20 protein-coding genes and 2 pseudogenes are annotated in these 22808 nt (G+C 37.7%); 18 read left to right on the top strand and 4 right to left on the bottom strand.

Annotated features, from left to right (window positions below; all coding sequences use genetic code 11):
* Nucleotides 1–24: 24 nt before the first annotated feature.
* From HYG89_RS09125 to HYG89_RS09115, 3 genes are all read left to right on the top strand, one after another.
* Nucleotides 25–1707: an AAA family ATPase gene (locus HYG89_RS09125; RefSeq protein WP_004777549.1), complete on the top strand. Its 1683-nt coding sequence runs from the start codon at nt 25–27 to the stop codon at nt 1705–1707.
* 2 nt (nt 1708–1709) lie between these two features.
* Nucleotides 1710–3209 carry a TnsD family Tn7-like transposition protein gene (locus HYG89_RS09120; protein ID WP_178867188.1) on the top strand — a complete coding sequence of 500 codons (1500 nt, stop codon included), beginning with the start codon at nt 1710–1712 and terminating at the stop codon, nt 3207–3209.
* 129 nt (nt 3210–3338) lie between these two features.
* Nucleotides 3339–3785, top strand: coding sequence for a hypothetical protein (locus tag HYG89_RS09115; protein WP_004777553.1), 447 nt, complete (start codon nt 3339–3341; stop codon nt 3783–3785).
* Between the two features lie 283 nt (nt 3786–4068).
* Here the strand turns inward: HYG89_RS09115 and HYG89_RS09110 are convergent, their stop codons facing one another.
* Nucleotides 4069–5556, bottom strand: coding sequence for a PLP-dependent aminotransferase family protein (locus HYG89_RS09110; RefSeq protein WP_178867186.1), 1488 nt, complete (start codon nt 5554–5556; stop codon nt 4069–4071).
* Nucleotides 5557–5660: 104 nt separating this feature from the next.
* Between HYG89_RS09110 and HYG89_RS09105 the strand changes: the two genes are divergently transcribed.
* The 3 genes from HYG89_RS09105 (at nt 5661) to HYG89_RS09095 (ending at nt 8686) form a co-directional block, all read left to right on the top strand.
* The gene (locus HYG89_RS09105; protein WP_004910129.1) at nt 5661–6857 is read left to right on the top strand and encodes a benzoate/H(+) symporter BenE family transporter; all 1197 of its coding nucleotides are present in this window, start codon (nt 5661–5663) and stop codon (nt 6855–6857) included.
* Between the two features lie 67 nt (nt 6858–6924).
* The gene (locus HYG89_RS09100; RefSeq protein WP_109426800.1) at nt 6925–8112 is read left to right on the top strand and encodes an MFS transporter; all 1188 of its coding nucleotides are present in this window, start codon (nt 6925–6927) and stop codon (nt 8110–8112) included.
* 118 nt (nt 8113–8230) lie between these two features.
* Entirely contained in the window at nt 8231–8686 is a 456-nt protein-coding gene (locus HYG89_RS09095) for a GNAT family N-acetyltransferase (RefSeq protein WP_004910135.1), read from the top strand.
* Nucleotides 8687–8730: 44 nt separating this feature from the next.
* On the opposite strand, the gene HYG89_RS09090 is transcribed toward HYG89_RS09095, so the two are convergent.
* Both HYG89_RS09090 and HYG89_RS09085 read right to left on the bottom strand, forming a co-directional pair.
* A complete protein-coding gene (locus tag HYG89_RS09090) occupies nt 8731–9522 on the bottom strand; it encodes a DUF4145 domain-containing protein (RefSeq protein ID WP_004910141.1) in 792 nt (263 codons plus the stop codon).
* Nucleotides 9523–9667: 145 nt separating this feature from the next.
* The gene (locus HYG89_RS09085) at nt 9668–11122 is read right to left on the bottom strand and encodes a PLP-dependent aminotransferase family protein (protein ID WP_004910143.1); all 1455 of its coding nucleotides are present in this window, start codon (nt 11120–11122) and stop codon (nt 9668–9670) included.
* A 104-nt stretch (nt 11123–11226) separates the two neighbouring features.
* Here HYG89_RS09085 and HYG89_RS09080 point away from each other — a divergent pair, with 104 nt between their 5' ends.
* The 3 genes and pseudogenes from HYG89_RS09080 (at nt 11227) to HYG89_RS09070 (ending at nt 13434) form a co-directional block, all read left to right on the top strand.
* On the top strand, nt 11227–12009 hold the full coding sequence (locus tag HYG89_RS09080; protein WP_004910147.1) for an aldolase: 783 nt from the start codon (nt 11227–11229) through the stop codon (nt 12007–12009).
* A gap of 5 nt (nt 12010–12014) precedes the next feature.
* Entirely contained in the window at nt 12015–12899 is an 885-nt protein-coding gene (locus HYG89_RS09075; protein WP_109426801.1) for a dihydrodipicolinate synthase family protein, read from the top strand.
* A gap of 82 nt (nt 12900–12981) precedes the next feature.
* Nucleotides 12982–13434: pseudogene (locus HYG89_RS09070) on the top strand (hypothetical protein).
* A 5-nt stretch (nt 13435–13439) separates the two neighbouring features.
* On the opposite strand, the gene HYG89_RS09065 reads toward HYG89_RS09070, so the two are convergent.
* The gene (locus tag HYG89_RS09065; protein WP_004910158.1) at nt 13440–14069 is read right to left on the bottom strand and encodes an FMN-binding negative transcriptional regulator; all 630 of its coding nucleotides are present in this window, start codon (nt 14067–14069) and stop codon (nt 13440–13442) included.
* A 172-nt stretch (nt 14070–14241) separates the two neighbouring features.
* Here HYG89_RS09065 and HYG89_RS09060 point away from each other — a divergent pair, with 172 nt between their 5' ends.
* From HYG89_RS09060 to HYG89_RS09020, 9 genes and pseudogenes are all read left to right on the top strand, one after another.
* On the top strand, nt 14242–14982 hold the full coding sequence (locus tag HYG89_RS09060) for a YggS family pyridoxal phosphate-dependent enzyme (RefSeq protein WP_109426803.1): 741 nt from the start codon (nt 14242–14244) through the stop codon (nt 14980–14982).
* Between the two features lie 3 nt (nt 14983–14985).
* Nucleotides 14986–15246: a hypothetical protein gene (locus tag HYG89_RS09055; protein WP_004910162.1), complete on the top strand. Its 261-nt coding sequence runs from the start codon at nt 14986–14988 to the stop codon at nt 15244–15246.
* Nucleotides 15243–16430, top strand: coding sequence for an aspartate aminotransferase family protein (locus tag HYG89_RS09050; protein WP_109426804.1), 1188 nt, complete (start codon nt 15243–15245; stop codon nt 16428–16430). Before HYG89_RS09055 ends, HYG89_RS09050 begins: the two co-directional genes overlap by 4 nt.
* Nucleotides 16427–16901: pseudogene (locus HYG89_RS09045) on the top strand (hypothetical protein). The gene HYG89_RS09050 and the pseudogene HYG89_RS09045 overlap by 4 nt, the downstream one beginning before the upstream one ends.
* A 21-nt stretch (nt 16902–16922) precedes the next feature.
* Nucleotides 16923–18230 (top strand): aminotransferase class I/II-fold pyridoxal phosphate-dependent enzyme, encoded by a 1308-nt coding sequence (locus HYG89_RS09040; protein ID WP_109426805.1) that lies wholly within the window; start codon nt 16923–16925, stop codon nt 18228–18230.
* Between the two features lie 103 nt (nt 18231–18333).
* A complete protein-coding gene (locus HYG89_RS09035) occupies nt 18334–19926 on the top strand; it encodes a Tn7-like element transposition protein TnsE (protein WP_178867183.1) in 1593 nt (530 codons plus the stop codon).
* Between the two features lie 104 nt (nt 19927–20030).
* Nucleotides 20031–20987, top strand: a complete 957-nt coding sequence (locus tag HYG89_RS09030) for a helicase HerA domain-containing protein (protein WP_178867181.1) — start codon at nt 20031–20033, stop codon at nt 20985–20987.
* 74 nt (nt 20988–21061) lie between these two features.
* Nucleotides 21062–22261, top strand: coding sequence for a hypothetical protein (locus tag HYG89_RS09025; protein WP_218644938.1), 1200 nt, complete (start codon nt 21062–21064; stop codon nt 22259–22261).
* Nucleotides 22262–22269: 8 nt separating this feature from the next.
* Nucleotides 22270–22740 (top strand): DNA double-strand break repair nuclease NurA, encoded by a 471-nt coding sequence (locus HYG89_RS09020; RefSeq protein WP_178867179.1) that lies wholly within the window; start codon nt 22270–22272, stop codon nt 22738–22740.
* Nucleotides 22741–22808: the final 68 nt, after the last annotated feature.

Below are 22808 nucleotides of genomic sequence, written 5' to 3'. Positions count from 1 at the left end.
GTAGCTCTACTCTAGGATATGTTTATGACCAATCAAAATGATTATGCAGTATATACACCTAGCCCAGTTTCAGATTATCAGGGAAATCCTTTTATCGAGGCTTTGCCACCCATTTTTGAGGCACAAGATACGATTCAAGCGATAAAAGGTTCAATCGAATTTAAACAATCTGATCGACAGTTACCGAATAATACTCGTGCCCATATTATTTCACAGTTATTTAATAACTTTTTTCATCCTATCCGCAGACACTTAGAATTAGAGCAGAAAATCTCCATCATGCTGAGGAAAGGCTATGTGGGGAGGAATATTGTGACTGGTGACTTTAATCGAATTCTAAACCGTAGTCATCAAATTGCTTTATCCAACAATTTTGAACCAACACCCTCTAATGATATACGTTCTACCGCCCAGAGCCTTACCTTTATTGGTTTTTCTGGCAGTGGAAAAACCACAACACTAAACCGAATCTTAAAAAACTATAAACAAAAGATTTACCACCCTGAGCATAACTTTACCCAACTTGTCTATTTAAAAATCGACTGTCCTTATAATGGTTCACTTAAGTCTTTATATTTAAATTTCTTTAGTGCAGTAGATCGTGCATTGGGAACAAATTACGAAAAGCAATATACGCAAAAACGCCATAATGAACAAAAGCTATTACAGCTTATGGGACATATTGCCCATCTGCATGCCATTGGCTTATTAGTCATTGATGAAATTCAACATTTATTGGCAAATCGATCCAAAAATTCGGATGAGATGCTCAATTTCTTTGTTACCTTAGTCAATATTTATAGTCTCCCCATCGTCATGGTTGGGACACCTAAAGCAATTCAAATCTTTGAGCGAGATCTCCGCTCATCACGTAGAGCGGTAGGTTTGGGTTCAATTCATTGGGAACCAATGAAAAATGAGCCTGCAATCACTACACCAGATGGAAAAGTCAGAAAATCCGAATGGATGACATTTACTGATTCACTCTGGAAATATCAATGGTTGAGAAAATCGGACCCTGTATTGTCTGAAGAATTACGCCAATGCTGGTTTGATCTGAGTCAGGGTATTCTGGACATTGTGGTCAAACTGTTCGTTCTGGCACAGATACGAGCAATTGAATCAGGTTTGGAACGCATTACGGTTAAACTGCTTAAAACCACATTTCAGGAAGATTTTAAACCGATTCATAAAATTATAGATGTTTTACGCTCTGGTGATGCAAGACGAATTGCAGAATATTCCGACTTGATTACACCTGAAGTAGATCGGCAATTATTAAAATTGATCTCCCGAATTGAAGAAAGTAGCCTAGATCAAAATGACCAACTGGCGGAATATCGAGGGCATGCTGAATCCATACGCTTGCATAATTTATTGCTTGAGCTTGGTTATGATTCCCAGCTTTTAATCCCCCTTGTGAAAAGAGCATTTAAAGAACATCCAGATCGAAAATTAACTGAGCTACTCCCTATTATTATGCGTTGGTTAAATCAGGATATACCGCAAGAATCGAGCTCATCGTCATCAAAACCAAAATTATCACAAGGTAAAAGCACCAAGGCTGATCAATGGCAAACCTTGGATACGGTAGACTTACGTTTCCAATTCTCACAAAAAGAAAGTGAACATAGCTTTTATGAACATTTAAAAGCTCAAACCAATATCGTTTTTGATATTGATCACTGGCTCAAACAGGTCAGTTAGCTATGTTAAACTTTCCCATGCCTTACCAACACGAGCTGATTTACAGTACTGTGGCTCGGGCAGGGACTCGTTTGGCTTTAGATAGTCCTAAACAATTACTGGATGAAGTCTTTAAAAACCGCAAGGTGATTGCAACGGTAGATTTGCCTTGTCACCTAAACGCTATTATTCATCAGTTTTCGAATCATCAGTTTACCGTTCAGGATATCGCCTATCAGCATACGCTGTTTCCAATCTATGCACCTTTTGTGCCCGAAAAAAGACGACAACAATGCTTAAAGTGGATGGCTGATGTTTTTCAAGGTTCGATTCATCTGGCTTTAGGCATTAATGCCTCACGTATCCCACCTATTCATAAATTACGTTATTGCCCACAATGTTTAGCAGAACAATTAGACAAATATGGTGAATATTATTGGTTCCGCTTATGGCAAATACAGGGTGCTTGCTGTATCCAACATGGTCAACTCATTGACTCAGAACTGGATTTAAGATCATTACATCGGCATGATTTTTTAGTTCCATCTCATCAATCATGTCCTAAAACAGAACAAACCATTGCTAATCCTGACGATATTTTTATTACGTCCAAATTGTTAGAGTTATTGACCTTGCCTCCCTCTGAGTCACCCAGTTATGAACAATGGACCATGTTTTATTATGAATTGGCTCGGCAGAATGCTTGTATTCGGGGGGAAAACCAAATTTTGCATGAACGTATTTTAGAAAGAATAACTGTCCGTTGGTCAAAGAAATTTTTAGAGCAGTATTGTTTAGCCGATTTAACTTCCGAGACCTCTTGGCTACACCACATTTTTAGAAAACATCGCAAAAGTTTTAGTTATCTGGAACATATCATTACGATTGAGGCTTTAATTAATAGAGAATGGTCTTTTGCCGAAATTCTCAACCAAGTCCACTCTTTCCGTAAGATAAATCAAGATAATCATGTAAATGTTCCTAACAGCCATCTTACTGATCTCACCATAAAAAACAGAGAAAAATGGCTGAACTTAATCAAACAAAATGGCGTAAAGCCTGCCCGACTTTTAAATGCCGCTTTATATGCTTGGTTATATCGTAATGATAAGCATTGGTTATTAGAGACCAATCAGGGTTTTCACCAAAAATATATCCCTCAAGGCACTAAAGTGGATTGGCATAGCCGTGATTTATTCTTCGTGAAACAGCTCATTAAGCTTAACAATGATTTACTCTGGGATTTAAATAGTCCTAGACGTTCAGCAAAATGGTGGATGAAACAGACCTCCCATGTATCAACCATTGAGAAAAATCTAGATATGTTGTCTTTAACCAAATTATTTTTAGAGAAATATAGTGAAGATATCGGGACATACCAGATTAGACGTTTAACCAAAATTTTCATTGAGATGAAAATAAAGGCAGAAGTTCTGCCTCGTTGGAGAATTTTACGCAAAGCAGGTCTAAGTGATGAACGTATGGTTTCGGAAGCTGCTCGGTTTCTGCTCAAAGTATTGTAAAAAGTTGGAATGAGAGTCCACCATTAGATAGCGTGGACTTTTCTTTAACTTCTATTGAATTATTGAAATTGAACCATATTTATTACTTTAATCATCACTTATATTTCACAAATATGGAAGCAGTTAAAAATGGCAAAATGTACTTTTGAAGAAATTACACCTACAAACATTGAAGACCTAAAAAAACTTGCTGCGGATAAACTCAGCTATAAAAATCGTCAATCTTCTGTGGCACAACTTAAGAAATTCAAATGCCGTCAAAGCATTGATATTCTTTGGCGTTTAATGATTAATGATAAAGTTTATGCTGTACAACATGATGCTTTCTTAGCATTACAAGCATTTGGTGAGGATGTAAAGTTACCTAGAAAGAAAAAAGGGCATCTTGTTAAAGACATCAATAAAAAGATTTTGAAAACTCGAAATTCGATTACAGGTGAATCATTTACAATAGATGATTTTATTCTAGCATTTAAAGAAAAATATCCCGAAGAATACGACATTTATACATTTGAAAAAAAAGGGAAACTAAAAGAGTGGTTGGAAAACGTTCTAAATTCCCTTCCAAAATCATAGGTCATTCTGAAGTCGCATAACTTCAAATTATGTTAAATGATACATATCCGATTAGTATGAGGACAGTGATCATTTTTTTAAGAGAAAGTTTTCTAAATATTTTCAACGAACTATAAGCCCCAAAACACGAAAATTCTTGGTTGGGGCTATTCAGTAAAATTTCTTATTACAGAACTACTTTTGCATATAAAATTATCTATTACTAAATTGAATGTTTGATTACAGGTCTCAGCGAGGAAAGGCTTACAGAAGAAGCCACTTCTTTTTTAAACTTTCTAATTCCTTAAATCGTCTCTTTTTGAATTTGTCTTGCCAGTTTCTCTATATGCTCTTTGATTTCATCAGGGGTATGTGCCGCATAACCAAACAATACGGCTGCTTTTTGCGATGAAGTCTGACAATATCGGGATAATGGTTGTACTGATAAACCTACTTGTATACATTGGGCTATAAAATCCTGCTCTGTCCAATTTGCTTTTAGCCAACACACCAAATGAATCCCTGAATCGGTAGATTGTACGTCCAATACATCCGAGAGATGATGTTGAATTGCTGCAATTAAAACCTGTTGCCGTTCGTAACAGGCTTTACGGATTTTACGCACATGCCGAGCATAATGACCATCTTTTATAAATTCAGTCAGTGCCACTTGTTCCAGATAAGAACTACGAGTATCGGTATAATATTTTGCCAGACTAACTGTATCAATTAAGGCTTCAGGGACGACCATAAACCCCAATCGAAATTCAGGAAACATCATTTTGGAAAATGTGCCTGCATAAATCACCCGTTGCTGTTGGTCTAAACCCTGCAATGCCTGAATAGGGTGTGTGCCATAACGAAACTCGCTGTTATAGTCATCTTCAAAAATCCATTTTTGCTGTTGAGCCGCCCAATCCAGTAAGGCAAAACGTCGGGCAAGGCTTAATGTGCCACCCAGTGGAAACTGATGCGAGGGAGCGGTATAGACTAATTTACTGGCTGCATGGTGCTGAATAATCTTAGGGATTTTCATCCCCTCATCATCACTTTCAATCGGCTGTACCGTCACGCCAAAGCTACGAAATATATGAAGAGCCGAATCATAACCTGGTTCATCTAAGCATACTTGGTCATGTGGCTGTAACAGGGCATAAGCTGCCAGATGAATTGCCTGTTGTGTACCATTCACAATCAAAATTTGTTCTTCGTTACAGTTTAATCCTCGTGTTGATTGGACATATTGGCAAATTGCCTGACGCAATGGCAAATATCCTCGTGGATCATGGAATTGTCCGAGTTGATAATAGGACTGTCGCCATGCTCGACCTAATAATTTCCCCCAAAGTTGATGGGGGAATAAGTCCACACAACCCACACCTATATGAAACATTTTCTTTTCTTGGTTAGAAAAACGCTGCTGATGCCAATCTGGCAATAAATTGGCAATATGAGGATTAATGTTGAGTGTTTGCGTAGGCTGATATACCGCTTGTTGTCTATCATTTTGAATTTGAATCAGTTGGTCAGGGATAATATCGGCAACATACGTGCCTGAACTCGGTCTAGTGACTAAATAACCCTCATCAAGCAGACGTTCCAACGCTGCCAAGACCGAATTACGGGAAATCAACATCATTTCTGCCAAAGTACGGCTTGAGGGCAATTTTGTACCCGCAGATAGGCGGCCCTCTAAAATCGCATCACGCAAAATACAATATAAACCGTCTTTAATTTGCTGCCCTTTGGGCAAAATTAAGTGTGGAAAATAAGCAGAAGGTGACGTTGCCATGATTAAACTGGTACTTTAAAAAATATCCAAACTGTATCTTATGACAATACCATCATTAAAAATACACTCTGCTACTTAATTTTTAAATTTTTAGGGGTTGGGTTATGTCTGGTCAATACTCATCTTTTCAGCGTCATTCCAATGATTTGCTGCCCCCAATTATGGCAGGTTTAATCTCAGTCATTGTCAATTATGGCGGTACATTTATTTTAATCTTTCAGGCTGCACAGATGGCAGGACTTAGCCCTGAGCTTACAGCTTCATGGGTATGGTCGATTTCGATTGGGGTCGGTATCACAGGGATAATATTAAGCTGGTACACACGAGAACCGATTATTACAGCATGGTCAACCCCTGCGGCAGCTTTTCTGATTACTGCTCTTGTGACCGTACCTTATGCCGAAGCGATTGGGGCATACCTACTTTCTGCCTTAGCCTTTGTCATTTTAGGGATTACAGGCTATTTTGAGAAACTCATTCGCCTGATTCCGATTGGCATTGCCTCAGGTTTATTGGCAGGAATTTTATTACAGTTTGGGATCGCTGCCTTTACCAATATGACCATTGACCCATTTCTGGCGATTTCCTTATTTTTTGTTTACCTCATCACCAAGCGTTTTTCAGCACGCTATGCGATTGTCAGCGTTTTAGTTTTTGGTTTTATTTTCCTGATGTTGCAATCACGAATTGACTTTGCTGGATTTGAGTTGAAATTGGCATCCCCAATTTTTACTGCCCCTGAGTTTTCGATTAACTCGATACTCAGTATTGCCTTGCCTTTATTCCTTATTACCTTAACAGGGCAATATATGCCAGGTTTATTCGTGCTTAAAAATGATGGTTTTAAAACCAGTGCCAAACCGATTCTGGCTGTGACAGGTTTAGGCTCATTCATCATGGCATTTTTTGGTTCACATGCGTTTAATCTGGCTGCTATTACCGCAGCAATCTGTACAGGTAAAGAATCACATGAAGACCCATCAAAACGCTGGGTTGCAGGGATTGCCGCAGGGATATTTTATATTTTGGTCGGGATTTTTGGCGTGACATTAGCAGCAGTATTTGCAGCATTTCCTACCGCATTTATTAGCACACTGGCTGGGCTTGCCTTGTTAGGCACAATTGCAGGAAGCCTTGCCAATGCCATGAGTGACGTTAATAGCCGTGAAGCCGCTTTAATTACCTTTGTTGCTACTGCTGCCAATATTAGCTTATTTGGGATTGGTGGTGCATTCTGGGGATTAGTTCTAGGATTAATTTCTTATCTTGTACTGAATGGTAAATTTAAGTTCAGTTCATGAGTCAGCCATTGATATTCAGGGTATCACGCATACCCTTTTTGCAATTTAAACACTTTGAGGCAATCCATTGGAAAGAAGTGCTAAAGTTCTCTTAACTTACATCTCTATTGTTCATGCCATTAGTCATATTCATATTATGACTTTACCTGCTTTATTGCCCATTTTACCAAAGGCGATCAATGTTTCCTTTATGGAACTGGGCATTGCAATCGGTGTATTTAATGTGGTTTCTCTGCTGGTACAAGCTCCATTTGGCTTTTTAGTAGACCGTCTTGGGGCAAGAAAGATGCTGATTTATGCCCTATTACTGGGTACCATCAGCTTCACTTTAGTTTTTATCAGCACCTCCTATATTTCACTTATCGTTGCAATGGCATTGGCAGGTGTGGCAAATGGTGTATATCACCCTGCAAACTATGCTTTACTTTCTACAGGCATTCCTGCAAAACAGATGGGTCGGGCTTTTTCCATTCATACTTTTTCAGGTTTCTTTGGTGCCGCAATTACGCCATTGATGATGATTAGTATAGGCATGAGCTTTGGCATAAACTGGGCTTTCGCTTTGGCGGCAATCATTAGCCTTGTTGGTCTATTACTGATGTTGAATCTCTCACAGATTCATATTCAGTCTCGTCAATATGATAAAAAACAACAACATTCCCATGCAGAAGTTCGCCCTCATGCTATCCATTTTTCAACCATTGCCATCTTGACCCTGTTTTTTACCTTGCTCAGCTTAAGCACAGGGGCGATTGAAAAGTTTTCTGTCAGTTCACTGATCGATGGATTACATATTGACCTCAACACAGCGAATTATGCTTTAACTGCATTTATGTTTTCGGGTGCATTTGGGGTACTGGCAGGTGGAGTTATTGCAGATAGAGTTCAGCATCATTCAGCTTTTGCTGCGGCAGCGTTTGGTAGTGCTGCCTTAGTGCTTATCATGATTATTTGTATGCCGATGTCTGCTTTGGCATTGGTGGCTTCGTTTGCCTGTGCTGGATTTTTAATGGGCGTTATTGCCCCATCCCGAGATATGTTGGTGCGTAAGGCATCGCCTGTCGGAGCAGAAGGACGTACTTTTGGTATTGTTTCCACAGGATTTAATCTGGGTGGCGTGGTTGGCCCCCTAATCTGTGGTTTTTTACTGGATAAAAAGTTAGCCATAGAGATTTTATGGTTAGCCGTTGCTTTTATTCTATTGACTGTGATTATTATCTTTATTCAGGAGATGATGAATAGAAAAATATCCTAGATTTTCATATCAAAACTGGTACTGTGGAAAATATTAAAACTGTATCTTAAAACAGTACCATATCAATATTATGCTTTGCTCATCTATTTTTAACTCACAAAATCATGGGAGTATTATCATGCAAAGCCAAGAAATTCAGGTGATTCCAGTACAGCAACAAGATTATCAACAATGGATACCTTACTGGTTAGCCTATCAGGATTTTTATAAGGTCTGTTTATCCACTAAGGTGACTGAAACCACGTGGCAACGCTTCTTTGACAAAGCTGAGCCTGTGTACTGTGCTGTTGCCAAACAGGGTGATAAAGTTTTAGGCTTTGTGCATTATGTGATTCACCGCTCAACCTGGGCAGAACAAAATTATTGTTATCTGGAAGACTTATATGTGTCACCTGAAACTCGTGGTCAGCATATTGGTAAACGCCTGATTGAATATGTACAAAAACAGGCGATTGCCCAAAAATGTGACCGCTTATATTGGCATACACAGGAAACCAATCATACCGCCCAAAAACTTTATAACTGGGTTGCTGAAAAGCCAGGAATCATTGAATATCGTATGCCTTTGGAATAAGAAAATAGGAGTCCACCATTTAATAGAGTGGACTCCTTTTCTGATTATTTTTTGACAGGACCTTTTCTTTTCCTAATAGCTTTAGCTAGTTTATTAATTTCAGCTTTAGATTGATACAATTCATTCAATAAATGGCTCATCAATTCATAAGCATCAAAAACATCATCTATTGTTATTTCAGAATTACCATGACTGCCAGCATTACCTAACCATTTAATAGCATATAAAATATCTTCAAGATCACCTAAATTTGCATTTTTATTTTTAGCTTTAGCAATTCTAGCATCTAAAGATAAACGATGAAGTTTATTATTTTTCCTTGAATTTCTAGCTACTCCAAACTCGGTCAAAAGATTTTCAATAGCTGCCCTAACTTTATTTGCAGCAGAACCAGAAGATTGTAATGTTAAAGAAAAAGCTTCAATCAATGGTTCTTTAACACTATTAGGACATTTTTCAGGAATATTAAAAAAATTAATAGGAGGTATGAAAGTTTTTGGTGAATAATAACAATAATACTGTTGTTCCAGCTCTCCATGTTCGTTAGGTTCAGCTTCCCAATCAACAAAACCAGTACCTGAACATATTACATGCTCACCACAAGCACCATTGCTACAAATAAATACTGCTGTAAAAACTGATGATAACCAATCGAAATCCCAATCTTCTTCACTTTCTTGAATTTTTCTTGAGAGTGCTGTATCAAAAGCATAAAATTTTCTGTTATCAAGTTTTAAGCTTAATCCCTTACAAGTTGGACAAGGCAGAATAACATTATCAGTCTGTTTAAAAGGTTTTTTAAAAAGTTGTCTATCCATAATAATTTTTTCAGTCATTGTGAAGTCACATAACTTAAATTTATATTAAATGACGTATTCTTAATTGCACGAATACGTCACACTATAAGTGTGATATTTGATTTTTCAAGGACAATTTATCATCAAGTACATACAGATAGTCTTTATGCACAAAAACCATCGCCTATCTCTCCAAAAGAGCCTGATACAACATCTGAACAATGTGGGCTATTTCTTCTTCACTTAAAGCAGCAAAACCAAAGCGGATATGGAAATAATTTGATATATTATGAAGTACTGAACCAAATTGATATTCAGAATCAATATATAACTGTTTAAGAGCTTCTACAAATTCTACCTGATAAGGCAGATTAAATTTCACCCATAATGCCATGCCTCCCGCAGGTGTAACAATCTCAACTTTATCCTTAAAAATCTGCTGAAAGGTCATGACTGCAAAATCTCGACGACTTTGATAAATCTTCCGCATTTTTCGGGTATGTCGCTTAATTTCACCTTGTTGCATCAACTCAGCAATTGCCAATTCAGTAATCGCATTACCCTGTTTATCAATCAACAAAATATCCTGTTTCATGGCGTGGATAATCTCCAAATCTGCCACCACATAACCTACCCTTAAACTTGGTGCAAAAACCTTAGACAACGAGCCAATATGAATGACTTTATCTGCATTAGGCAAACTGATTAAAGGTGGAATAGGGCGACTGTCATAATGGAACTCATGGTCATAATCATCTTCGATAATATAAAAATCAAAAGTTTTAGACAGCTCCAAAAGTTTTAATCGCCGATCCATCGACATAGAAACAGTAGTAGGATACTGATGATGTGGCGTAGTATATACTGCTGCAACAGTATGATTTTTCAGTATTTCAAATAGATGATCAGTATCCAGACCATATTGGTCTAATCGAACCCGAACAATCTGAAAATGATTGGATAAAAAGGTTTCTACGGCTGGCGGATAAGACCATTGTTCCACCACAATCACCTGACGTTGTGGTGGTTGTTTGGCAAGTACACGAGCCGCAAGAAATATCCCCATTTGACTACCCCGAACCACACAAATATGCTGTATGGTCGCTTGAATAAAGCGTTCCATTGACAACATATTCAATAAGGCTTGACGTAATTCCAGACACCCCTGCGGCTCGCCATAGCCCATAATTTGCTGTCGAGTCACCTGAATTAAAGCATGACGATAGGCACGGGAAAATAGTTCATAAGGAATCAATCGGGTATCGGGAATACCATCATTTTTAATGGCTTCCTGTGGGATGGATGATTCAGTAGCGGATTGGGCTAGTGTCATCGGGATTGTCGGTGATTCAAGTTTAAGGTCAGGTAAATGTTCAGAAACAAACGTCCCTTGTCGTGGCTTAGATACCAACCAGCCTTGTGCTTCTAAATCTTCATAGACCGATTGTACGGTTTTTCGATTAATCCCCAGTTCATCCGCCAAAGTGCGTGAACCCTGTAAACGTGTACCTTGTCGTAATCGTCCAGACAAAATTTCCTGAATAATCTGATTTGCCAGTTTAAGAAAAATGGTCTTTTCTTTACGTTCGGCAAGATGTAGTCGCATTTCCCATGATTGTTGCCTGATTTTCTGAATCATCTTTTCTGGACCATATAAGTTTTAAAAACTGGATATTTTAAATCACCCACAGATTTCTTATTCTGCCCGTGTCGCAATGACAAATCAACCGAATAGGAGATCTTATGGAAACCGCACTACTTGATAAGCAACAGTTGATGCAAAATGCCCAACAGAGTATGCAACGGCTTTTTAAAGATGAAGGCTATACCGATAAACAAAAACTTGCTCTAACTTGCCGTATCTTATTCGATCATGGTCATGATGCTGGGCTTGCTGGGCAAATCACCAGTCGTACCGAAAAAGGCAATACCTTTATTACCCAACGTTTCGGTTTAGGCTTTGATGAAATTACCGCAGCAAATCTGTTAGAAGTTGACCAAGACCTCAAGCCATTAAATGGCGAAGGCATGGCAAATCCAGCCAATCGTTTTCACACATGGATTTATAAAGAGCATCCTGAAGTGAATTGTATTATTCACACCCACCCAACGCATGTGGCTGCATTATCCATGCTTCGTGTGCCATTAATAGTCTCACATATGGATACTTGTGCTTTGTATGAAGATTGCTCTTTTGTAGAAGACTGGCCAGGTGTACCTGTTGGAAATGAGGAAGGAATTTTCATTTCAGCGGCTCTAGGTAAAAACCGTGCTGTTTTACTTTCTCATCATGGACAACTGGTCACGGGAAAAACGATTGAAGAAGCCTGTAATCTGGCAATCCTGATTGAACGTGCAGCACGTTTACAGCTTTTGGCAATGGCAGCAGGACAAATTCAACAAATTCCACATGAACTTGCCAAAGAAGCCCATGACTGGGTTTCAACAGATAAACGTAATAAGGTCAATTTTGCCTATTACGCTCGTAAGGCTTTAAAAAATCATTTAGATTGCATTGAGGGATAATCACCATGAAATTAGAAGGCATCATTGCTTACCCAATAACTCCCTTTAAAGCTGAGAGTCAGGAAATCGATTTCGATGCCCTAACCATTACCCTAAATGCTCTACTGGAACATCAATGTGATGCGATTGCACCTTTAGGTAGTGCTGGTGAAAGTGCTTATCTGTCTTGGCAGGAATGGCAACAGGTTGCCGAAAAAAGTATTGAAGTGGTCAATCATCGTGTACCTGTAATTTTAGGGATTTCCGAACTCACCACCACAATGGCAATTCAGAAAGCAGAAAAGGCTGAAGAATTGGGTGCAGATGTGATCATGGTCATGCCAATTTCGTATTGGAAACTGACAGATCAAGAAATTTATGATTATTATCAGCAAATTGCAGCAGCCACCAAACTGCCAATTATGATTTATAACAATCCTGCCACCAGTGGCGTAGATATGTCACCAGAATTAATTGCCAAGATGTTTCAAGAAATTGAGAATATTTGTATGGTCAAAGATAGTACAGGTGATATTCAACGTATGCATAAATTCCATGAACTTACAGAAGGTAGACTACCATTTTATAATGGCTGTAATCCGTTGGCATTAGAGGCATTTTGTGCAGGTGCAAGTGGTTGGTGTACAGTTGCCCCAAATCTGTTAGGTAAATTGCCAAACCAGTTGTATCAGGCAGCAAAAACTGGTGATCTTGCCCAAGCTCAAAGGCTATTTTACAAACAACTCCCACTGTTACGCTTTATTGTTCAGGGCGGTTTACCAAAAACGGTAAAAGCAGGTTTAAATGAATTGGGCTTTAATGTGGGTGATCCAAGAAAGCCCTTACAGAAGGCCAATCCATCTGAAGTGAACCAATTGAAGTCATTAATGAAACTGGCAATGGCAACTTAAATTGAGACAATATATTGCTACCTAGTCAAGATTTTTCCTTGTCTAGGTAGTAGTGATTCAAATTCATTTTGCAGGGAATGAAATGTATATTTTAACTGTTGCAACACAGTGGGCGATTGTATTTAGTGGTATTTTTCTATGGATTGGCATGCTTACAGGTGTCTGGAAATATTATCAGATTAGACACACTGAACGTGCAAGAGCACATTATTATATCTTGCCCATCATAGTAGTTTACTGTATGTAGCCGCAAGCTTAATCTTGGCAACACTCAGCCATTTTACCGTGTTATCCAATCCTGTAGCCTTACTTTGTGTACTAGCGAATTTGTTCTTTTTTTACCTTTGCCATTTTATCTTATATTCTGCATGGGCTGCTTCAAGATACTACCAATCAGTTTAAACAGCCTCACCAACTTGGATACTGGACACTTCCTAGCTGGTGCATGACCTTTATGATGGTGGCATTGATCATAGCGGAATTAAGTACAACAACTATTCTTCTAATAGGGACAATCTTCAAATTTTTAACCTAAAATGATTAACCTTGACCTCTATCTAACCTTAACATACTCTCCGCAACTCCATGTTCACCTCTAGCCTGTAACTCTTTAACAACTGAATTGAAGTCTCTCGAGTCTCGGTTCTGGCTCAATTTAGACTTAGCGATAATTCGGGAAATTGTTATTTCAAAAACAATAATCCCTGCTAGTTCTTCCATAAGATAGTCTATTGGAGCATCTGACATTTTCCAACCTGATGCACCATTTGCCTTTTGCTCACTTTGCTTGGTTAACATGCCAACAGCCGCCAGTTTGGTCTTATTACTGGTAAAAAAATTGATCTTACCGTAGATATGGATTGCCTGATAATTCCATGTTGGTACTTTTTTATGATCTACAAATTTACTTGGATAATAGTTTGCCGAAATATAAGCATCTGGTCCTTTAAAAATACATAAGACCTCCTCACTTTCAGCAATAAGACTTCTCATTTCATTGGTCATTGCAAGATGCCCCACTAGAATCTGATCATCTTTCATCACCAACGGAATATGGGAGGCGATTAGTCCTTGTGTTGTATTTGCAACAATACAGGCTAAAGGAAATTTTTGAACAAGATCATTAATTTCTGATGTTCGTGTTTCTTTAAAATCATTAGGAACAAACATTTATCCATTTCTCCTTTCATTAAATACAGCAAAAAAACGTCCTATGACAATATTTATTAATCTAAGACAATAAGATATTTCTGTCTAGCTTTAAAAGATCAAATAAAGATTTGCACTTTTATTTAAATTACAATATTGTCCTATGACAGAATTTATATGTCATAGTTTTAAAATGAGCCGATATAATACGCCACATAGTCTTGTTGAGTTACAAAAGAATATTCAAGAAATTCAGCAGCAGGTTGATGCAGTCTGCCAAAGAATAGGACGTAATCCAGAAGAAGTACGCTTATTGCCTGTGACCAAGACTTTACCTGCTGAACGAGTTGAACAAGCCTATCAGTTGGGTTTTCGTTGCTTTGGTGAAAACAGGGTATTAGAGGCCAAAGGAAAATATGAAGCCTTGCAGCATTTACCAATTCAATGGATATTAATTGGGCATCTACAAACTAATAAAGTGAAGTATGTAGCGAAGTTTATTGACGAATTTCATGCTTTAGACAGTATTAAACTTGCAGAAAAGCTGAACCATCGTTTAGCAGATGCACAGCGAATACTTCCTGTATTTATTCAAGTTAATACTTCCAATGAACAAAGTAAATTCGGAGTAAAACCAGAACAGGCCTTAGCTCTTATTGAACAATGTCAGCAATATCCACAATTAAAAATCATTGGCTTAATGACTCTTGCCATTCATAGCAAAGATCCTGTTGAAGTAAGACGCTGTTTCCGAACTTTACGTTTGTTACGTGATGACATCCAAAAAAATTATCCCAACATCAAACGTTTATCTATGGGTATGTCAGGTGATTTTGAGATTGCCATTGAAGAAGGTGCAACCGATATTCGGGTCGGACAGGCAATTTTTGGGGCAAGGGATTTGCCCGATAACTATTACTGGTCGGAGCAATAAACGATGAGCCAAAGTTATCAACTCACTATCTATCAACATGGCAAGCTCATGGGCAATTTTCAGACCAGCTCCTTGCAGCCGTTGAAAGACATGAAGACCTTAGTGGAATATTTACAACCCCATGATGATTTAAGTTTTGAACTTTATCAGGTCATTGAAGATACAAGATTTTTAATGCAAAAAGATGGTGCAATGCAATTACTGGGCAGCAAACATCTTTATCAACCTTGTTCTATGGATATTTTGAAAGAGCTAACCACATGAGTTATTTAATGCCGATTTATCAACCTTTGGCAATCGAATTCCAGCGTGGTGAGGGTTGTTATTTATGGGACATAGAGGATAAATGTTATTTCGATGCCATTTCAGGCGTTGGTGTCACATTGCTAGGACATGCCCATCCAGTGATTCATGCAGAGATCGTGGCACAGTCACAAACCTTTTTGCATCTTTCCAACCTGTTTAAGCATGGCTGGAATGAACGTCTGGCAGAAAAACTGGCAGAAATTACAGGCTTAACACAGGCATTCTTCTGTAACTCAGGGACAGAAGCCAATGAAGCTGCGATTAAAATCGCTCGTGCCTATGGTCATCAACGAGGTATACAACGACCTAAAATTATTGTGATGCAGAATGCCTTTCATGGTCGAACGCTTGGGGCGTTATCTGCAACAGCAAAACCAGCATATCGAGAGGCATTTGGGCCGTTATTGGATGGTTTTGAGTTTGTGCCTTTTCATGATTTGGCAGCGATTGAGCATTATCAGCATGATCCAGACGTAGTTGCTGTCTTACTTGAGCCAATTCAGGGTGAAGCAGGGGTTAATATTGCCTCACCCCTTTATTTGAGACAGTTAAGAAAATTATGCGACCAACAACAGTGGTTGCTGATCCTGGATGAAATCCAGTGTGGACTTGGACGTACAGGCACATGGTTTTTCTATCAACAGGCTGGAATCCGTCCTGACATTTTAACCATTGCCAAAGGCTTAGCGAATGGTGTTCCTATTGGGGCATGTCTAACACATGAAAAATTGGGGCATTTATTGCAATCAGGTTTACATGGTTCAACCTTTGGCGGGAATCCATTGGCATGTCGGGTTGCATATACCGTTCTGGATTTACTGGATAAGCAATATTTAGCAACCATTGCTGATAAGGGCTATAAGCTACTGGATTTATTACAGTCCAGATTAACAGGACTGCAAAACATTCAATCCGTACGTGGTGCAGGTCTAATGATTGGGATTGAACTCATTCATCCTGTTGCCAATATTCCTCAACTGGCAAGTGAAAAATTTGGGGTACTACTCAATGTGACACAAGGCAAAGTCATTCGCTTATTACCGCCCCTCATTATGACTGATGCCCAAGTCGAATATTTAGCCCAACAAATTGCGCTGTTATTAAAAGAATTAAGTCAGAATTATGTAGAGTCACAACCATGAAAATCATTTATGCAATTCAAAGTTTGGCACTTGAGGACTTGGGAAGTTTTGCTCCAGTCTTCAAGGATTTAGGCTATCAAATTCAATATTTACAGCTTGGTGTTGATGTACTGAATGAGGCATTGGCATCGAAACAACCTGTCATTGTATTAGGCGGTCCTATTGGCGTATATGAAACTGAAACTTATCCCTACTTAACAGATTTTATTGCAGCACTGACTCAACGTTTAAAAAAGAATTATCCAACTTTAGGCATTTTCTGTGGGTTTAAATATTCTGGCACTACAGTTCCATGCCGAAGTTGATCCACATACTTTTGAACGCTGGCTGATTGGACATACTGCTGAATTAAATCAGGCACAGGTTGATATTTTAACCTTACGCCAAGAGAATACATACTATGGCAAACCATTACAGGAAAAAGCCAGCCTGTTACTCCGTGACTGGTTCAGCAATTTAATCCCTGTATAACCCCCTGAGATAGAACTTTTTATGAACATTACAGGCAATACCGCTCAAGATATTCAGGATAATATCCGTACACTGATTAAAGAGGGACAGCTTCAAGAGGGCGACTTTTTACCGAGTGTACGGGAACTGGCTGAACAGCTCGGTGTTAATCGTAATACAGTTGCGGCTGCCTATAAGAATCTGGTTGCGATGGGGATTGTGATCTCCAGAGGACGTTTAGGGACACAGGTTAAATCCTATCAATCTTCACGTCTATTAGAAGGCTTTCAACCCCTGTTACAAGGAACTGTTGATTTAGCACATGGCAATCCAAAACGTGAATTGTTGCCTTCTCTCAAGCACATTAATTTAACTCATTTTAACTGTGCACTCTATGGGGAAACTATTTACCATCCTGAACTATTAAAAATCACGCAGGAAAAAATATTTGCCGATATTCCACAGACCTTTAGTATTGAATTTACTTATGGTGCAGTGGATGCCATCGAAAGGATTCTAGCTGCCTACTTGGTTTCATCAGATATGATTGCGGTAGAACAGCCTGGCTTTATCACCAGTATTTCTGCCATTGAACAACAACAGTTTAAAATGTATCCCTTTACAGTCAGTGAACAGGGTTTTGATCTCAATGAATTACTGCAAGCATTACAGGCAAATGTGCAAGCAGTGATTATTACGCCACGCTCGCAGAATCCGACAGGTTATAGTCTGGATACAGTACAGGCTGAAAAAATTTATAACATCCTTGAAGACTATCCACATGTACTGGTCATTGTCGATGATCATTTCTCATTATTAGCTCAGGCTCAATACCAGCATATTATTCCGCCCTCAACGAAGCACTGGGCAGTCATTCGTTCAGTATCGAAATATTTATCTCCTGATTTCCGTTTTGCATTTGTATGTTGCGACTCTGAAACTTCAGAAAAACTACACCTCAAGCTGAATGCGGGTTCAACATGGGTCAGCCATATTATTCAGGAAATGGTTTATCAACTATTCAGCTCAGAACAGTTCCCTGAAACACTACACACTGCCAAATCTTACTATCAACAACAAAATCAAAAATTTGTTCATTATTTACAAAAATTTAGCATCCCCTGTGCAACCCATTATGATGGGCTAAATATCTGGTTATCCCTCCCTTATGCAGATAAAACGACTCAAATTCTACGGCAGCGAGGCTGGTTAGTGCGTTCAGGACAAGACTTTAGAGTGAATCAGGATATATCAGCAATCAGAGTCAGCACCTCAGACATGACAGAAACACAGATGCAGGAATTTTGTCAGCAGCTACAACAAATTTATGAGGTGGTGGTTAATTTATAAAAAGGTTTTTACTCTTAAAGAATCTGGCAATAGTGTTCTTGTAGGGCATAGTTCCATTATTTCTGACAATACAATTTAAGTAAATCAATAATAGGGATGCAATATGATAAAGATTAGAAACTTTCCAGAAAATGCCCGAATTACCTTTCTCGGCTCTATTTTTAAGGATCATAAAAATAGTGAATGGAATATTCATATTGGTTTAGAAAATCACTATACCCATTTACCAGATTATGAAAAATATATGGTAAAACATGCTCGTTTTTCCAACATGCCACTATTAGCAAAAAATAGAAGATTTAATCAAACCAAAGAAATCCCCTCCTACAATGAATCGATCATCACCATTCAAATTGATGATTTTAACAATTGGAAAATAACAACAAATAAATCAGGACAGTACATATTTAGCTACATTGTGAGCGACTTAAAAGGTACATATAAGGATATTCAAATCCATTTACCACACATAGAACTGGCACGAGTTTTGTTTTTCCATAATGCTTATTTATCTAAGGCAGCTTTAGATCAAAGAAAGCTAACAACAGAATATTATATTGTCCCAGAAGAACATCAAACCATTATTCACGTTCATGAATTTTGCCGCTTTCCCCCCAATCAATATGATAGTGTTGGTATGCGTCGCCTACTGTCATGGATATTACTTGATACTGAGGCACGAGCGTCCTATGAAAGTATCTCCAAACATTTTTCGATTGAGCAAGTTAAAACTAAAACACAAACCTTTTGGAATTTCAATTTTGCACCGCCCTCACTAATAGGGGCTGAAATTACAATGAAAGTTTACTTCAGTGAAAAAAGCCAACAATATTATGTGAATGAAATCATTGGGATTGCTAATTTACCGACTGATATTTCTAATGAAGTGATTTTTTGTAGTCCAAAATTTACCGTAAAAAATAGTTATGAAAAAACAGGTGGAAACTCTGGAGGACGTAATACCTCCAACGATGATCCAACCATTGATGATGAAAAAGAAGCGGATAGTGATCGGAAAATTACCCAAATTGAATCTCCAAAAATCACTATGTCCCTTGCCAGTCCTTATGAAACAAAAAAGGCAACACTTAAACGTTCAGGTAAGAAAGGTATACCGAATCATAATGATGTTGAAATTCTACCTGATCATAGTGTGAGTACAGGTGAAGCCACGATCTTTGGTGAAATTGGCCGTGGAGAATTTGAGAATGTCCATGATGATAGTGATGACCTTGCATTTTTCATGAAAAGATTTGAAGCATTCAAAGCCATGGTTGAACAATTTGCATCACAACATCGTATTCAGCCCATCATTCATGTACATAAGCTGCCTGCGGTCAATCGTTCCAAGCTACATAGAACCCATGATGGTAATCCGAGGTGTATTATTGAAGTCCAACTTAGTTTTCAAGGCAAAAAATTTGTCATTCTGGAAATAGATACCAGCGATAATCTAAAGCCTCTTTCTACACTGATTGTCAAAATCTCAGATACAGACACATGGAACTCATATTTTCCAACTTTTCGGAAGCAAATCGTTAAACGCTCTTTACGTTGGCCAACCGCTAAATCTCTACAAAATATAGGGATAAGGAAAACCTTTAATCATCCACGAAATCTAGTTGAAATGGCTGAGTCTGATGAAGAGTTTAAAAATTGGGGGAGACGGTTTGGGGATATTTTGATGAATTTATAATTATTTTTATCAATGTGTTACAAATAGATCAAAAATAGATTTTAGTGCTATCTAACATCTAGATATAATTCTTTGATAAAAGAATATGAAAATGGTTTAAATTTATGAATATAGAGCAAGGACTTATCTCAAGACTAAAGGATGATAAAAAAGCTGATGCTCAACAATGGTTTCAAAGGCTCATACAACCTAATGAGTACGTTGGAGATTTATACTCGATTAACTACGAAACTGCACGAGTAATTATTCATGACTTTTATCGTGCAAAGGTTGGAGGAATTCCAAGCCTAAGTTTTTTAATTGCATCTCGAGTAGACCCTAATAGTTCAAATATTGATTTCAAAACAGAAGACGCCTCATTCATTTTATTAAGGGTCATGGATGCTGCTTCATTACCACAAGATAAAGAAGCAGAAAGAATAAGAGTGGAAACTGCTCAACGTATCAGTGGTGAAACTGAAAAACATTGGGATCATGCTAGTGCAATGGATGCAAGAACAAAGAATTTACTTGGATTCGCTGGCGTTCAATGTCGAATCATTGGAACATTTTTTCTTGAAGCAAGTGGACACCAAGAAAATGCTCCCCTTAACTTGAAATTCGGAAGTGACATTTCTAACTATTATCCAAATCGTGGTTTAAAAGTTTACAAACCTAACGGGGATGCTCTAAACAGTATTGTCAATTATATTGATCCATCAAATATTCTAGAGTTAAAGAATCGCTATGGAAATGTAGCAAAAGATGCCAAAGTACAAATTGGACATGTTCGATATGCTTCTACCAATAGAAAGTATCAAAATATAGATGATGTACCCGTTTATATTCACCCAATGGACCTGCTGAATCAAAAAACGGCTCTCTTTGGTATGACAAGAACAGGGAAATCAAATACAACAAAAATTATTGCCAAATCTGTTTTCGAATTAAGAAAGTTACGAGATAAGGAAAATAAAGATATTAGAATTGGTCAAATCATTTTTGACCCAAATGGTGAATATGCAAATGAAAATGTGCAAGACAATAATTCAGCATGGCTTTGTTGCACAAAGATTTCATAACTATATGATTTTAAAAGTTTTGATTATTTTTTGATCCAAAATTAAATTTATTTAAATCAGATGCTTACATATTTATGCAACAAAGCCATTCAGCATTAAAAAATGTTTGGCAACTTCTTCCAGATGGAATAAAAGCAAATGAAGTTATTACTTATGGTATTACAAAGCACCCAAATGATCCTGACCGAACTTTAATGCTTCTAAATTTCTTTGAAACAGAGAATCTTCAGACTGGCAAAGAAATTATTGACAGTATTCTTTTCGAAGATAGCACAACGTACATAAAAAACTTTTGCCAAGTAAGTTTTGAACCTCCTGCCGCTAATGATAGAAGTGCTTTAACAAGACATAATCGCAGAGTTTTAGCATACAAAGCTATGTTAGCAAGAGCAGGCTTTACCATTCCACAAAACCAAAGACCAGTTACAACAGGCCTTTTCAATCAACAGTTAAGAGATGCCTTACAAAATAGTACAGGTGACAATGCAGCAGAGTATCAGTCAGCAGCACAAATTTTTGGGAATTCAGCCCCAACTTGGGGACAACTTGCGAATGCTTTTGAAACTCTTGATAAGTTTATGCGTGATAGTAAAAGTGGTTATCAAGCATTTGAAACAGCTTATGTTAATCGTGCAAACAGTTCAGGAGACAGATGGGCAGATGAAGATTTGAAAAAAATCATAGGTATTTTCCAATACCCAAATGGAACAAGAAAAATCGGAAAAGCAGCAGAACAACATAGTGCAGATACAACAAGCGACTACGCAGAAGATATTTACAATCATTTAGTACAAGGTAAATTAGTCATCATTGACCAATCAAGCGGTGAACCTGAATTAAATAAATCTTCTGCTAAAAGAATTATGACGAGAATTTTTAAGGATAATCAGCGTAAATTTATTCACGGAAAAACTGATATTCCTGAGATTCTAGTTTATTTAGAAGAAGCTCACAATATTTTACCTGCGGGTAATGATCTAGATTTAACAGATGTATGGGTAAGAACAGCAAAAGAGGGATCCAAATATCGTATTGGAATGGTATATGCAACTCAAGAAGTTAGTAGTATTCAAAAAAATATTTTGAAGAATACTGCTAACTGGTTTATTAGCCATTTGAATAATACTGATGAGACTAAAGAACTCTGTAAATATTATGATTTTATAGATTTTGAACCATCTATTAGAAGAGCACAAGATAAAGGCTTTCTGAGAGTGAAAACTTTGAGTAATCTTTTTGTAATACCTGTTCAAGTAAATAAATTTGAGGTTTAAGGAAGAAAATGGGATTTGAAGGCGAATTCGCAAGTTATGATCCATTAAGAAGACTACTTGATAGTGAAAAAGTCAAATTACTTCAAGAGCGTTTAAAAATAAGACAGCAACAAAAAAGTGGAGAAGAATGCGGAATTTCAATTATCAGAAAATCTGAATTAATTGAAAGCTCTTTACAACCTGACCTTATTTTAGCGATTGATGGAAGTTATCAAGTACATAAAGTTCAAAATGGTTTCCCAGGTGCCGAATTTGGATATGTAACTATTGCTTCAGTATTAATTGATTTGGTCCAAGTTAGTGAACTGGAAAAACAAGACTTTATTGAACCCAAAAAATTTCGAGAAACAGAAAAAGCCTCAACCCTTGAAAGTGTATTCCCTGGGTATAATGTTATTTTAGATTCTGAGAAAGATGCCAAAGTGAACCGTACCGGGTTTGTCGGAGACTTTTTATTTAAGTTAGGCCACCTGACCTAACGGATTAATTTTATCATAGTACATTGCTTCAAAATCAAAAGGTGGCACATAACCTAGTGCACTATGTA

The organism is Acinetobacter sp. SwsAc5, from assembly GCF_013391485.1.
Taxonomy (GTDB): domain Bacteria; phylum Pseudomonadota; class Gammaproteobacteria; order Pseudomonadales; family Moraxellaceae; genus Acinetobacter; species Acinetobacter towneri.
The sequence above is the reverse complement of the archived record's forward strand: the minus strand, read 5'-3'. Positions and strand labels throughout refer to the sequence as shown.

Coding starts and splice junctions, on each gene's coding strand:
- HYG89_RS09035 (WP_178867183.1), top strand. CDS start 18,334: ATGATAAAGATTAGAAACTTTCCAGAAAATGCCCGAATTACCTTTCTC.
- HYG89_RS09030 (WP_178867181.1), top strand. CDS start 20,031: ATGAATATAGAGCAAGGACTTATCTCAAGACTAAAGGATGATAAAAAA.
- HYG89_RS09050 (WP_109426804.1), top strand. CDS start 15,243: ATGAGTTATTTAATGCCGATTTATCAACCTTTGGCAATCGAATTCCAG.
- HYG89_RS09065 (WP_004910158.1), bottom strand. CDS start 14,069: ATGTTTGTTCCTAATGATTTTAAAGAAACACGAACATCAGAAATTAAT.
- HYG89_RS09060 (WP_109426803.1), top strand. CDS start 14,242: ATGAGCCGATATAATACGCCACATAGTCTTGTTGAGTTACAAAAGAAT.
- HYG89_RS09025 (WP_218644938.1), top strand. CDS start 21,062: ATGCAACAAAGCCATTCAGCATTAAAAAATGTTTGGCAACTTCTTCCA.
- HYG89_RS09095 (WP_004910135.1), top strand. CDS start 8,231: ATGCAAAGCCAAGAAATTCAGGTGATTCCAGTACAGCAACAAGATTAT.
- HYG89_RS09115 (WP_004777553.1), top strand. CDS start 3,339: ATGGCAAAATGTACTTTTGAAGAAATTACACCTACAAACATTGAAGAC.
- HYG89_RS09040 (WP_109426805.1), top strand. CDS start 16,923: ATGAACATTACAGGCAATACCGCTCAAGATATTCAGGATAATATCCGT.
- HYG89_RS09120 (WP_178867188.1), top strand. CDS start 1,710: ATGTTAAACTTTCCCATGCCTTACCAACACGAGCTGATTTACAGTACT.
- HYG89_RS09085 (WP_004910143.1), bottom strand. CDS start 11,122: ATGATTCAGAAAATCAGGCAACAATCATGGGAAATGCGACTACATCTT.
- HYG89_RS09055 (WP_004910162.1), top strand. CDS start 14,986: ATGAGCCAAAGTTATCAACTCACTATCTATCAACATGGCAAGCTCATG.
- HYG89_RS09105 (WP_004910129.1), top strand. CDS start 5,661: ATGTCTGGTCAATACTCATCTTTTCAGCGTCATTCCAATGATTTGCTG.
- HYG89_RS09020 (WP_178867179.1), top strand. CDS start 22,270: ATGGGATTTGAAGGCGAATTCGCAAGTTATGATCCATTAAGAAGACTA.
- HYG89_RS09110 (WP_178867186.1), bottom strand. CDS start 5,556: ATGGCAACGTCACCTTCTGCTTATTTTCCACACTTAATTTTGCCCAAA.
- HYG89_RS09075 (WP_109426801.1), top strand. CDS start 12,015: ATGAAATTAGAAGGCATCATTGCTTACCCAATAACTCCCTTTAAAGCT.
- HYG89_RS09080 (WP_004910147.1), top strand. CDS start 11,227: ATGGAAACCGCACTACTTGATAAGCAACAGTTGATGCAAAATGCCCAA.
- HYG89_RS09125 (WP_004777549.1), top strand. CDS start 25: ATGACCAATCAAAATGATTATGCAGTATATACACCTAGCCCAGTTTCA.
- HYG89_RS09090 (WP_004910141.1), bottom strand. CDS start 9,522: ATGACTGAAAAAATTATTATGGATAGACAACTTTTTAAAAAACCTTTT.